Below are 12,846 nucleotides of genomic sequence, written 5' to 3'. Positions count from 1 at the left end.
CATTCTGGCGGAATTGCGGATCGATCGCAAAGCGCTTCATGAAATCTTTATATGTTCGCTCTGTGGAATTACGGAATTGGGGTGGCAGGCAAGATGCCCGCCCCACCGTTAGAATGAGGAAAAAGCGATCGAACCCCGTGAAAAAGCGAGTCACTCTAACGTTTCCGAAGCGCTCTGTTCAGATGCCTGTCACTTATCGATTGGCGAAAGATTTTAATGTAGCAGCAAATATTATTCGCGCTCAGGTTGCTCCGAATCAGGTCGGTAAGTTAGTCGTGGAATTGTCGGGTGACATTGATCAATTGGATGCGTCGATCGATTGGATGCGATCGCAAGACATTCACGTCTCGTTTGCCAGTCGCGAAATTACGATCGATGAAAGTGTCTGCGTCGATTGTGGGCTGTGTACCGGGGTTTGTCCGACGGAAGCCTTGACGCTTGATCCGCAGTCATTTCGATTATCGTTTACGCGATCGCGCTGTATTGTGTGTGAGCAATGTATTCCAACTTGTCCAGTGCAGGCGATTTCTACAACGTTTTAACTTCTAACATCTGATTTCCGCCTCGCTGGAATTCATAGGGCACTTGTCGGAGATTGACTTGATAGCCTTGTTCTTTCAAGGTTTGCATGACAGGTTCAACGAATGGCGAAGTTTCGCCCGTCATGTTGAGGAGCAGTGGAAAAATTCTCACTTCAGGTGCGACACGACACATCTCAAAGATTGATGCTAGGTGAAACTCTAAGCTCAATTGGTCAGAGTAGAGAAAAAGCAAGTGAGAACACAAAGCTAAATCGAACTGTTGATCGTCAAACGGAAGATTCGGTAGTTCATCGGTTCGATAGCGTTTTTGCTGCAATCCTGAATCGAAATCAGCTAGAAATTTTTTCATCGAAGCCATGCGAGATTGCGCCATATCTTCGGGCGATCGAAAGTTTGTCCAAACAAAATTCTCTCGTGTCGCCTCTACTTTAGTCAGGAGCACATCGTAAGTCTCATCAATCCGCTGCTGAATTTGCTCAGTCGAAAACTGATAGATCGGGTCACAAGAAATTACTGAATGTCCTAGCTGTGTCATTTCAAAATTAAAGCTGGCGGGACCGCTACCACAATCAAGAATCTTCCTTTGCAAATCCGCTTCGGTCAGATCAAACATCTGAATGTACTCAGAGCGCGATCGACCCCAAGGGACAATCTGATCAAGTCGCAATCCCATCTGTTAGGCTCCAGCAATAAATACTCTGGTCAGGTACTTAATGTAAACCAATCCTTGATCATCTTTGTTGCGTTGATACAAAGCTTCGAGATCTGCTAGAAGTCGATCGAGCAATTCACCAGAACTTGGAACATACGATCGACTTTTCGAGTTCCCGATCAATGCGGGTAAATCAAGCGCGTGTTCTAACGGAAAGTGATGCTCCTCGAAGGTTGGAAAATAGGGATTTTCTGGCAAGGTTTCTTTACGACCAAATAATCGATCGAGTGCCGGGTGCTTTTCTGAAACCTGTCGCAACAATGCACCATATTCCTCTGTAAATGAGTTATTTAGATCGCGTGTGTTCCACACTAATGCAAGTCGTCCAGATGGCTTAAGAATGCGACGGAACTCGCGCAAGGCTGAATCAGCATTGAACCAGTGAAAGGCTTGAAAACAAGTGACTAAATCAACCGATTGATCAGAAAGCCCAGTCTGTTCTGCGATCGCTTGTCGGAATTCAATTCGCGGATAAGGTTCTGCTTCAGAACTCATTGCAGCATTGGGTTCGATCGCGATAACTTGTAAACCTCGATCGCTAAGTAACCGAGATGAAATCCCAGTTCCAGCACCGATATCAGCGGCAATCAGTTGAGCGGGATCGCCGAGATTGGAGAGGATCTTGTCGATCGCAGTTTGCGGATAGGTAGGTCTGTATTTTTGATAGTCAGTTGCGCGATCGGAGAATCGATTCAAAGGATCAAGTGTGTGAAGCGGAGGCGTTTCAGACATGACAAGGAATTGAACGCATTTTGTGATCAATCCTAGTGCCTTTCAACGCCTCGATCAATGATTACAGTTCGCTAATCGCTAATCGCGTTTTCAACACAGAATCCGGATTCAAGCTAATCGAATCAATCCCCTGCTCGACCAGGAATTTTGCAACATCAGGATAATCGCTCGGAGCTTGACCACAAATTCCAATCTTACGATCGAATTGTTTTGCCGTTGCGATCACTCGTTGGAGCTTGCGTTTGACCGCTTCATCGCGTTCATCAAATAGCTGAGACACTAAAGCCGAATCTCGATCGATACCTAATGTAAGCTGTGTTAGATCATTCGAGCCGATCGAGAAACCGTCAAAAATTTCGCTAAAGCGATCGGCTAACTCAACATTGCTCGGCAACTCACACATCACATACACTTGCAGCCCATTTTCACCTCTGACTAATCCATGTTTCGCCATTTCTTCGAGCACTCTTCGCCCTTCGTTCGGAGTACGACAGAACGGAATCATTGGAATCATATTCGTTAATCCCATCTCTTCCCGGACTCGCTTGAAAGCTTGACACTCTAATCCATACGCTTCCGCATACTTCGGATCATAGTAGCGGGATGCACCACGCCAGCCGATCATTGGGTTTTCTTCCACTGGCTCAAACTGCCGACCTCCAATCAGATTGGCATATTCATTGCTCTTGAGGTCTGACATTCGCACAATCACTGGTTTTGGATAGAAAGCAGCAGCAATCATTCCAATCCCGGAAGAAAGTCGATCGACAAAATAATCTGCTAAAGTTTCGTACTGTGCCGTTAGCTGACTAATCTCCCACTTTGCAGCTTTATCTTTCAATTGCTCAAAGTGCAGCAATGCTAACGGATGAATTTTGATTTGATTCGCGATGATAAACTCCGTTCGAGCAAGCCCTACACCATCGTTTGGAATCATAGATAGTCGAAAAGCTTCTTGAGGATTGCCCACATTCATCAAAATCTGGGTTTTTGGGCGCGGTAGATTGTCAAATTCAAGTGTTTCAATCTCAAACGGCAGCAAGCCATCATACACATGTCCTTCTTCTCCTTCAGCACAAGAAACGGTTACTTCTTGCCCGTCTTTGAGGAGGTCAGTTGCATGATCGCAACCCACGATCGCAGGAAGTCCCAGTTCTCGTGCAATGATTGCCGCGTGACAAGTTCGCCCGCCTTGATTGGTGATCACTGCACTCGCTTTTTTCATGATCGGTTCCCAATCTGGATCAGTCCGCGTAGTGACTAGAACTTCACCTTCTTGGAATTCATCGAGCTTGGTTAAATCCACGATCGTTCTTACTTTTCCTTGACCGATCATTTCACCCACTGCCCGACCGATTAGCAGCGGTTCTGATGGCTTAACCTTCAGCTTATAAGTTTTTAGAACATTACTCGTTTTCTGAGAATGGACTGTTTCAGGACGTGCTTGAACAATGAATAGCTCACCTGTCGAGCCATCTTTTGCCCATTCAATGTCCATCGGGCTTTCACTGCCTCGAACATCAGAATAATGATCTTCAATGATGCACGTCCATCGAGCAAGCTGCAAAATCTCATCATTTTGCAGCGCGAATTCTGCTTGTTCAGATTTCGCCACGGGAACAGTCATCGTTGGTTTACTACCACCAAGGTCATAAATCATCTTGATTTCTTTACTGCCCAATCGCTTATCTAAGATTGGACGAAATCCTTGTTTGAGTGTGGGTTTGAAAACAATGTATTCATCTGGATTCACAACCCCTTGAACCACTGTTTCGCCTAGTCCATAAGCAGCGGTGATCAAGGCAGCATTTTTAAATCCGGTTTCAGTATCGATCGAGAACATCACCCCCGAAGCCGCCAAATCCGATCGCACCATTTTCTGCACACCAACCGACAATGCCACATCAAAGTGATCAAACCCTTTAGTCGTACGGTAGGAGATTGCTCGATCGGTAAACAGCGACGCAAAACAACTATGACAAGCTTCGAGAACGTCCCTGATTCCATAAATATTCAAATAGGTTTCTTGTTGTCCTGCAAAACTTGCATCAGGAAGATCTTCCGCAGTCGCGCTAGAACGCACCGCCACATCAACCCCACTATGACGACTCAGATCATCTGAATCTAATTGCTCAACTGGACTGTTATAGCGTTGTGATAGCTGAATGTAATGTTCTACGATCGCAGATTCTAACTCTGCTGGAAAGGGTGTATCTAAAATCAATCGGCGGGCTTGACGACCTCGATCGCGCAAATTATTCACATCTTCCACGTTCAAATCTGCAAATAATCGCCGCAATCGAGCTTCTAACCCTGCCTTTTCCATGAAATACCGAAACGCATAAGCCGTCGTTGCGAAACCTGTCGGAACATTCACTCCTTTTGGTGTGAGTTGCTGAATCATTTCTCCGAGAGAGGCATTTTTGCCACCCACGATCGAGATATCTGCAATTCCAACCTGCTCAAACCAAAGAACAAATTCGGTTTCTTTAGCATCTTGATTGAGCGAAGAAATTTCTAGTTTATGCGTTGTAAACATGGAATAATTCTCGAATAAATTGTGGAAATGTTAAAACTAAAGACAAGTTTTTGAAGTGCGTTTGAACAACAGAAGTGATCACTTTGTTATTTCTGAAATGCCTACATTCTGCGAGTCTAACGCACTCTTTATTCGGGCGTGTATTGAGATTCCTAAACCTTTATTCTATTAACAGAAAATGCGCTGCGGTTGATTAGATCGTGGCACAACTTATTCTGAAAAACAATGATCCCCGGATAAATGTCAGGTCAGTTTTAGAGAATTCATAATAAACAAGGTTCAATATTCTTTTAAAAATGATTACGCTCGATCGTAACCACATCAAACTCCATTCCAACGCCTCGAATAAAGCCGAGGCAATTTGCCAAGCGGGACTCTTGTTAGTCGAGAACGGCAACATGAAACCGGATTATATTGACAGCATGATGGAACGCGAGAAAGTTGCGAATACTTATCTCGGTAATGGAATCGCAATTCCTCATGGACTTCCAAACGATCGAGATTTAATTCTGCAAACCGGAATTGCTGTCGTGCAAATTCCCCAAGGTGTGGAATGGAACCCCGGTGAACGAGTGCATCTCGTTGTAGGAATTGCCGCAAAATCTGATGAACACCTCGAAATTTTGTCGAATCTGACACACGTTCTCGATGATGAACAAACGATTCAAAGGCTGTCTCAAACTGCGAATTCTGATGACATTGTTGCTTGTTTAACGAATCGAAGCTCTGACACATCTCAAGCGATCGCTTCTAATTCCGGTCAATCTGTTGATGTGACTGTTTCAAAAGGTGCAGGACTTCATGCTCGTCCAGCAACCACTTTAGTCAATTTAGCAAAGCAATTTGAATCTAATATTCAAGTTCGCTACAAGAATGAAACAGCGAATGCAAAGAGTTTGATTTCATTGTTAAAGCTTGGAGTTTCAGGCGGAGAAACAATTCAGTTAATCGCTGATGGAGTCGATGCAGATACAGCATTACGATCGCTAAAAACCGCGATCGAATCCGGTCTCGAAGACGAAGCTGAGCACACTTCAGTCCAGCATCGATCGTCGGATTTGAACTTTGAAACGCCTGCAATATCGGGAATCATGGCATCTCCTGGACTTGCGATCGCGCCAATTTTCCAGTTCAAGCGCAGTCAAATTATTTTCACAGAAACCGCTCAAGATTCAAAATCTGAAACAACGCGCTTACGGCAAGCAGTCGAAACCGCAAAACAACAGCTTCAGAGCCTTTACAAAGATGTAAAAAGCCGCTCAGGGAACAATCAAGCTGCAATCTTCCTCGCGCATCAAGAGTTTCTGGATGATCCAGAGCTAATCGAAAGTGCGGTAGCTTCGCTGCATGGAGTGTCTGCACAATTGAATCGGGGACAAAGTGCAGCATCAGCATGGAAACAAAGCTATGAACAACGCGCTCAATCCTTAGAAAAGCTTTCTGATCCGCTTTTAGCAGGTCGAGCAACTGATTTGCGCGATGTGGGAGAGCGAGTCTTGCGGCTACTTGCAGACGATGTTCAAGAGGCTCCGAGCTTGCCTGATCATTCTGTGATCTTGATTGCAGAAGATCTCACGCCTTCGGATACCGCAAACCTTGATCCGGCTTTGATTGCAGGATTTTGTACAGCTTACGGCGGTCCGACTTCGCATAGTGCGATCATTGCTCGATCGCTTGATATTCCCGCGATCGTCGGTGCAGGTCCAACGGTGCTACATCTGAGCGACGGAACGCCTTGTGTGTTAGATGGCGATCGCGGTTCTCTCTACCCGAATCCATCTCGGCAAGATTTAGCGATCGCAGAAACAGCACAGCGCGATTTACAAACGATTCGAGAAGCTGAAAAACTCGCTTGCTATCAGCCCGCATTGATGACTGATGGACATCGCGTAGAAGTCGTTGCCAACATTGGAGCCGCTCAGGAAGCAGAACAAGCGGTGAATGCAGGAGCCGAAGGAATTGGACTACTGCGAACGGAATTTCTCTTCTTAAATCGCACTGAGCCACCGTCAGAAGAGGAACAATTCAAAGCTTATTCTCAGATGACACAAGCTCTGAATGGATTGCCGTTGATTGTTCGGACATTAGATATTGGTGGAGATAAAGAAGTTCCTTATCTCAATCTTCCCGCAGAAGCGAATCCGTTTTTAGGTGTGCGAGGCATTCGACTTTGTTTGCAGCGACCGGATCTATTTAAGCCTCAATTGAGAGCAATTTATCGAGCATCGCAAACGGGAGCAATCAAAATGATGTTTCCGATGATTGCGACCCTGGAAGATTTGCAGGCAGCGAAATCGATCGCTGAAGAAGTTCGATTAGAAGTTGGTGCAGATTCGATCGACATCGGCATCATGATCGAGGTTCCGTCAGCGGTGATTATGGCGCATGAGTTAGCTCAGGAAGTCGATTTCTTCTCGATCGGCACGAATGATTTAACCCAATATGCGCTGGCTATCGATCGAGGACATCCCGCACTTGCAAAACAAGCAGATGGCTTACATCCAGTCGTGTTGCGCTTGATCGATCAAACCGTGAAAGCGGCGAACACTGCTGGAAAATGGGTCGGGGTTTGTGGTGGTATTGCGGGTGATCCAAAAGGTGCAGCAATTCTAACCGGGCTAGGAGTCGCAGAATTGAGTGTGAGCATTCCGAGTGTTGCGGCAATAAAGGCAAAACTTCGGAGTCTTTCGTTTGCTGAAACACAGGAATTAGCAAAACGGGCGTTGCAATGTCGATCGATACAGGAAGTTCGAGCGCTATGAAAACGAAAGTTGCAACGATTACGCTCAATCCAGCGATCGATCATACGGCTGCAATTCCCTATTTCACCGCAGGCGAAGTAAACCGCGTCACATGGGAACAAATTGATCCCGGTGGAAAAGGTATCAATGTTGCCTCATTTCTATCAGGATTCGATGTTCCAATCAGTGTGAGTGGCTTTCTCGGTCAACACAATGCCGACTTATTTCAACGCTTTTTTGCTGAGAAACAGATCGATAACCGCTTTGTGATGGTCGATGGCTACACTCGCGTTAACATCAAAATCGTCGATGAAGCACAAGATCAAGTTACAGATATTAACTTTCCAGGACTCACGCCAACTGAGACAGATCTATCATCGTTTGATCAAGTGATTGATAGTCTGATCAAAGATTGCGATTGGTTTATTCTATCGGGAAGTATTCCAACGGGGATGTCTGCGGATATCTATGGAAAGTTAATCGATCGACTAAAACGCCAAGGTAAAACCGTTGTTCTCGATGCCAGTGGTGAAAGCTTACAACAAGCAATTCCATTTGCACCTTATGCAATTAAACCGAATGTGAATGAGCTTCAGGAACTCATTGGTCGATCATTAGACGACGATCGAGCAATTATCCAAGCCGCTGAAGATCTGATCCATCAAGGAATTCAATGTGTAGTTGTCTCAATGGGTGCAAAGGGTGCGATTTTTGTCGATCGCTCTGAAGTCATTCATGCCCGCCCCCCTCAAGTTGAAGTTATCAGTACCGTGGGTGCAGGTGATGCAATGGTCGCGGGTTTCATTGTAGGTAAGCTTCAAAACTTCTCACTCTCAGACTGTGCAAAGTTAGCGACTACTTGTTCGATCGCAGCCCTGAGCCAAATTGGACCCAGACTACCGCCCAGAGACACGATCGAATCTTGGATGTCACAAGTCAAAATCAAATCTCTTTTACAAACTCATCGATAACTATGAAACCGATTCATCACATTGTCGCGATCGCGGCTTGTCCGACTGGAATTGCTCATACCTTTATGGCAGCCGAAGCTTTGAGAAAGATGGCTGAAATGATGGGCTACCGCATCAAAGTCGAAACTCAAGGCGCAGAAGGCGTGAAATCCCAACTCACCGAAGCAGACATCGCCCAAGCCGATTTAGTCATCGTTGCCGCAGATATTCACGTCGATCTAGCTCGATTTGGCAATAAAACCGTTTATGCAACCTCAACCAGTCGAGCAATTCGAGAAACAAGAACCGTGATCGAAAACGCGATTGCAGAAGTCGATCAACTCGAAACACCGCCCCAAATCGATCGCACCGAATCGATTCCTGTTCCGACCGTACCTTCGACCATTAAACATCTAGTCGGTGTCACTTCCTGCCCGACTGGAATCGCTCACACTTTTATGGCAGCCGAAGCACTCCGCAAAGGAGCCGCCGCACTTGGACACAATATCAAAGTCGAAACTCAAGGATCAGTAGGAGCTAAAAACCAACTGACCCCTGAAGACATCGACCAAGCAGACGCGGTTGTAATTGCAGCAGATACGTATGTCGATCTATCTCGCTTTCAAGGCAAACGCATCTATGAAACTTCAACCAAGCAGGCTTTGAAATCGGGTCGATCGGTGATTGAAACTGCTCTCGCACAACCCGAACCGCAAGCCCAAACCGCACAATCAGAACAAGATTACGCGACTGCCGTTCGACAAGCGAAAGCATCCCAAAGCTCAAAGCGGACAGGAGCATATCGCCATTTGCTAACTGGTGTTTCTTATATGCTGCCTGTAATTGTTGCAGGGGGCTTGATCATTGCGCTCTCGTTCGCGTTCGGACTCAAACCTGAACCGGGAAGCTTCGGAGATGCACTCTTACAGATTGGTGGAAAATCAGCGTTCGCTTTGATTGTTCCGGTACTATCGGGATTTATTGCATTCTCGATCGCAGATCGTCCCGGTCTAGCTCCAGGTTTAATCGGCGGAATGTTGGCTTCTAATCTAGGAATGGGATTTCTCGGCGGCATCTTATCCGGTTTCTTAGCAGGCTACATTGCCCGGTTCGTGCGCGACAAAGTGAACCTACCCGAAAACTTTGAAGGCTTAAAACCTGTCTTAGTCATTCCATTACTCTCTACCTTAGCTGTCGGATTGCTGCTAGTCTTTGTGTTTGGTACACCTGTGAAAGCGATTCTAGACGGACTCACCGCATTCTTACAAGGAATGGGACAAACGAATGCAGTTATCCTAGGGTTTATTCTGGGTGGGATGATGGCGATCGACATGGGCGGACCTGTGAACAAAGCCGCTTACACCTTCGCAGTTGGATTACTTGCAAGCAACATCTTCCAACCGATGGCAGCAGTGATGGCAGCCGGAATGACTCCACCCCTCGGATTAGCACTAGCAACTTTACTGGCAAAACGGCATTTTACTCAAGAAGAACGCCAAGCGGGAAAAGTCGCGTCAGTTCTTGGAATCTCGTTTATCACAGAAGGTGCAATTCCGTTTGCCGCAGAAGATCCGATTCGAGTGTTACCTGCTTGTATTGCTGGATCTGCGATCGCAGGTGGACTCTCGATGCTATTCGGTTGTACTCTTCGCGCTCCGCATGGTGGCATCTTTGTTTTAGCGATTCCGAATGCGGTTGGTCAGGGTGGACTCTATGTAGTTGCGATCGCGGTTGGAACATTGGTGACCGCGATCGTTGCGGCTCAACTCAAACGTTGGCAACCGAAAAAGAGCGATCGACAACAGCAGGTTTCTCAGCCTAGCCATTAAGAGGATGGTTGAAAAGTGTCGTTTATTGCAGCGCCCCGCCCTGAAATGCAATTTCGGGCTAATCGGCGCAAGTCCATTAGAAATGGACTAAGAACCTGAATCAAGCTCTGAGTCTACTTCAGTAGACTTTCGTCGGCTAGCCCGAAATTCATTTCAGGGCGGGAGCGCAACGAAGCGAAGAGACTATCTATACTTTTCAAGCACCCTCTAAGCTCAATCGAAATGTTCCGCCCAAGCAGTTTCATCGGGCGGAACGTTCTCGCCCTAATGCCCCTGCCCATTCAACGGAACCCTCTCAAAGTCCTTATCGTGAAAATGCATCGCATACCGCTTCTCCGGGTCAATCCCCTTAAACGTCGGCGGCAACCAAACGCGCACCACCAGCAAAAACGCCAGCGCCATCAAAAACGAACAGGTCGCCAGAACTTGAGTCCAAGGTACTTCTAAAATTCCGCGCACCAGCACTTCTCGCAGCACCGACACGATCGCGACTTCGACCGCAACCCCGATCGAGATTCGCTGCTCTTGTAGATAGATAATTAACAATCGAAACAATTCAACCAGAATCAGCAAGAACAAAATATCCGCTGTCACATCATGAAAATTCAACGGCGGTAACAGGGAAATAAACATATCGCGCAATTGGATCACCATCACGCAGAACAATCCAATGCACAATGAGACGACAATCAAATCTTGAACCGTTTCCAGTGCTTTAACAACATGATTTCGGCTGAAATTTGCAGACCATCGATCGGAGTCAGTCATTGGAGTAAACGTTGGCTTCATCGAATCCTGCATTTCGGCGCTCCTTGATGTGAGACTGGTTCTACTTTAAGTTGAGTGAAGTTTATATTTCAAGTGACTTTACATCAGAGTCGCTTATCGATTCCATCAAGGATTGATGTTCCAGCTTCGAGAAAACTGCTAGAGTAAATCTGCATTTAAAACGGCGATCGATATGACTAGAGCAGGCGTTGGTATTCGCACCGCCCAAACGCGATCAGAACGCATGACCGGACAGATTCACGTCTACGATGGGGCGGGTAAAGGAAAGTCTCAGGCGGCACTCGGTGTGGTGCTGCGCTCGATCGGGCTGGGAATTCAAAATCTTTCTCAAACACGGGTGTTACTGCTGAGATTTCTCAAAGGTCCCGGACGCACGTATGACGAAGATGCCTCGATTCAAGCACTACAGCGGGCATTTCCTCATTTGATCGACCAAGTGCGAACTGGACGCGGAGAATTCTTCGGAGCCGATGAGATTACGAAGTTCGATCGACAAGAAGCACAGCGTGGATGGGATGTGGCAAGAGGTGCGATCGCATCAGGCTTATATTCAGTCGTGGTAATGGATGAACTCAATCCTGTGCTGGATCTCGGATTGCTTCCAGTCGATGAAGTCGTCCGAACCCTGAAGAACAAACCGGATCACATGGAAGTGATCGTGACGGGACGGGCTGCACCCCAACCGTTGATTGATATTGCCGATCTTCACTCGGAAATGAAGCCTCACTATCATGTGGCAAAAGAGGAAGGAATTGCAGGCATCGAAATTTACACAGGGGCGGGAAAAGGTAAATCGACGAGCGCATTGGGAAAGGCACTTCAAGCGATCGGGAAAGGAATTAGTCAGGATAAATCCCATCGCGTCTTGATTATGCAATGGCTTAAAGGTGGAACGGGTTATACCGAGGATGCCGCGATTAATGCGCTGCGACAAAGCTACCCGAACTTGGTCGATCATCAGCGATCAGGAAGAGATGCGATCGTGTGGCGCGGTCAACAGCAAGAATTAGATTACGTCGAAGCAGAGCGGGGTTGGGAAATTGCACGAGCCGCGATCGCGTCTGGATTGTATAAAACCATTATTCTCGATGAATTAAATCCGACGGTTGATTTAGAACTACTGCCTGAAGAACCGATCGTGCAAGCTTTGTTAAGAAAGCCACGCGATACGGAGATTGTGATTACCGGACGCTGTAAGAATCCGCCTGCATATTTTGAGTTGGCAACTGTTCACTCAGAGATGGTCTGTCACAAACATTACGCGGAAAAAGGAATTGATCTCAAGCGCGGAGTCGATTTTTAGATGATGCGATCGTGAAGACCCTGATAGGATGGAAAAGCTGAAAATATGAGGGAGCGCTGATATGACTCGCGCAATCATGGAAACGGACAAAGGCACAATCCATCTAGAACTATTCGACAAGGATGCGCCGAACACCGTAAAGAACTTTGTTGATTTAGCAAATAAAGGCTTTTACGACGGGTTAGCTTTTCACCGGGTGATTCCAAACTTTATGGTTCAGGGCGGCTGTCCGAACACTCGTGAAGGCGCATCGGGAATGCCGGGAACGGGCGGACCTGGATACAAAATCAACTGCGAAATCAATCCGAATAAGCATCAAGCAGGCTCATTGTCGATGGCTCATGCTGGACGCAATACGGGCGGTAGCCAATTCTTTATTTGCCATTCTCCCCAGCCTCACTTGGATGGTGTTCATACCGTGTTTGGTAAGACCGACGATATGAATGTGGTGAATGCGATTCGGGGGAACGATCGCATTTTATCGGTGAAAATCGAAGCTTAGAGGATGTTTGAAAGAGTATAGATAGTTTCTTCGCTCTCGTTGCGCTCCCGCCCTGAAATGAATTTCGGGCTAACCGACGAAAGTCTACTGAAGTAGACTAGGAGCAAGTTTCAGTTTCTTAGTCCATTTCAATGGACTTACGCCGATTAGCCCGAAATTCATTTCAGGGCGGGCTGTGCCAACAACGAAGCGGTTTCAAACGTCTCT

The 12,846-nt window shown here is 46.6% G+C and carries 10 protein-coding genes; 6 read left to right on the top strand and 4 right to left on the bottom strand.

Translation table 11 applies throughout. The annotated features are described in order from the left end of the window. Positions 1-137 precede the first annotated feature (137 nt). Positions 138-542, top strand: coding sequence for an NIL domain-containing protein (locus tag NIES2104_RS07650; RefSeq protein ID WP_058997292.1), 405 nt, complete (start codon positions 138-140; stop codon positions 540-542). Here NIES2104_RS07650 and NIES2104_RS07645 read toward each other — a convergent pair. The 3 genes from NIES2104_RS07645 to ppsA form a co-directional block, all read right to left on the bottom strand. Then, a complete protein-coding gene (locus NIES2104_RS07645; protein WP_058997290.1) occupies positions 529-1,215 on the bottom strand; it encodes a hypothetical protein in 687 nt (228 codons plus the stop codon). The two genes, NIES2104_RS07650 and NIES2104_RS07645, sit on opposite strands and share 14 nt — an antisense overlap. A 3-nt stretch (positions 1,216-1,218) precedes the next feature. Further along, complete coding sequence (locus tag NIES2104_RS07640; protein ID WP_058997285.1) at positions 1,219-1,986, bottom strand: class I SAM-dependent methyltransferase; 768 nt, start codon at positions 1,984-1,986, stop codon at positions 1,219-1,221. A gap of 61 nt (positions 1,987-2,047) precedes the next feature. Beyond that, positions 2,048-4,525: a phosphoenolpyruvate synthase gene (gene ppsA, locus NIES2104_RS07635; RefSeq protein ID WP_058997278.1), complete on the bottom strand. Its 2,478-nt coding sequence runs from the start codon at positions 4,523-4,525 to the stop codon at positions 2,048-2,050. 296 nt (positions 4,526-4,821) lie between these two features. On the opposite strand from ppsA, the gene ptsP reads away from it, so the two are divergent. The 3 genes from ptsP to NIES2104_RS07620 are packed head-to-tail and all read left to right on the top strand — an operon-like array spanning position 4,822 to position 10,045. Beyond that, positions 4,822-7,287, top strand: a complete 2,466-nt coding sequence (gene ptsP / locus NIES2104_RS07630) for a phosphoenolpyruvate--protein phosphotransferase (RefSeq protein ID WP_058997272.1) — start codon at positions 4,822-4,824, stop codon at positions 7,285-7,287. Further along, on the top strand, positions 7,284-8,237 hold the full coding sequence (pfkB, locus tag NIES2104_RS07625) for a 1-phosphofructokinase (RefSeq protein ID WP_058997271.1): 954 nt from the start codon (positions 7,284-7,286) through the stop codon (positions 8,235-8,237). Before ptsP ends, pfkB begins: the two co-directional genes overlap by 4 nt. Before the next feature lie 2 nt (positions 8,238-8,239). Next, complete coding sequence (locus tag NIES2104_RS07620) at positions 8,240-10,045, top strand: PTS fructose-like transporter subunit IIB (protein ID WP_058997270.1); 1,806 nt, start codon at positions 8,240-8,242, stop codon at positions 10,043-10,045. A gap of 264 nt (positions 10,046-10,309) precedes the next feature. Here NIES2104_RS07620 and NIES2104_RS07615 read toward each other — a convergent pair whose 3' ends face one another. Continuing rightward, positions 10,310-10,846 (bottom strand): phosphate-starvation-inducible PsiE family protein, encoded by a 537-nt coding sequence (locus NIES2104_RS07615; RefSeq protein WP_082689948.1) that lies wholly within the window; start codon positions 10,844-10,846, stop codon positions 10,310-10,312. A gap of 160 nt (positions 10,847-11,006) precedes the next feature. Here NIES2104_RS07615 and NIES2104_RS07610 point away from each other — a divergent pair, with 160 nt between their 5' ends. Both NIES2104_RS07610 and NIES2104_RS07605 read left to right on the top strand, forming a co-directional pair. After that, on the top strand, positions 11,007-12,137 hold the full coding sequence (locus NIES2104_RS07610) for a cob(I)yrinic acid a,c-diamide adenosyltransferase (RefSeq protein ID WP_058997268.1): 1,131 nt from the start codon (positions 11,007-11,009) through the stop codon (positions 12,135-12,137). A 61-nt stretch (positions 12,138-12,198) separates the two neighbouring features. Next, the gene (locus NIES2104_RS07605) at positions 12,199-12,639 is read left to right on the top strand and encodes a peptidylprolyl isomerase (RefSeq protein WP_058997265.1); all 441 of its coding nucleotides are present in this window, start codon (positions 12,199-12,201) and stop codon (positions 12,637-12,639) included. Positions 12,640-12,846 lie beyond the last annotated feature (207 nt).

It is taken from the genome of Leptolyngbya sp. NIES-2104, from assembly GCF_001485215.1.
Taxonomy (GTDB): domain Bacteria; phylum Cyanobacteriota; class Cyanobacteriia; order Leptolyngbyales; family Leptolyngbyaceae; genus Leptolyngbya.
The sequence above is the reverse complement of the archived record's forward strand: the minus strand, read 5'-3'. Positions and strand labels throughout refer to the sequence as shown.

What these genes read in the sequence shown, in the direction of transcription:
- NIES2104_RS07645 (WP_058997290.1), bottom strand. Translation starts at nt 1,215, where the DNA reads ATGGGATTGCGACTTGATCAGATTGTCCCTTGGGGTCGATCGCGCTCT.
- NIES2104_RS07640 (WP_058997285.1), bottom strand. Translation starts at nt 1,986, where the DNA reads ATGTCTGAAACGCCTCCGCTTCACACACTTGATCCTTTGAATCGATTC.
- ppsA (WP_058997278.1), bottom strand. Translation starts at nt 4,525, where the DNA reads ATGTTTACAACGCATAAACTAGAAATTTCTTCGCTCAATCAAGATGCT.
- ptsP (WP_058997272.1), top strand. Translation starts at nt 4,822, where the DNA reads ATGATTACGCTCGATCGTAACCACATCAAACTCCATTCCAACGCCTCG.
- pfkB (WP_058997271.1), top strand. Translation starts at nt 7,284, where the DNA reads ATGAAAACGAAAGTTGCAACGATTACGCTCAATCCAGCGATCGATCAT.
- NIES2104_RS07620 (WP_058997270.1), top strand. Translation starts at nt 8,240, where the DNA reads ATGAAACCGATTCATCACATTGTCGCGATCGCGGCTTGTCCGACTGGA.
- NIES2104_RS07615 (WP_082689948.1), bottom strand. Translation starts at nt 10,846, where the DNA reads ATGCAGGATTCGATGAAGCCAACGTTTACTCCAATGACTGACTCCGAT.
- NIES2104_RS07610 (WP_058997268.1), top strand. Translation starts at nt 11,007, where the DNA reads ATGACTAGAGCAGGCGTTGGTATTCGCACCGCCCAAACGCGATCAGAA.
- NIES2104_RS07605 (WP_058997265.1), top strand. Translation starts at nt 12,199, where the DNA reads ATGACTCGCGCAATCATGGAAACGGACAAAGGCACAATCCATCTAGAA.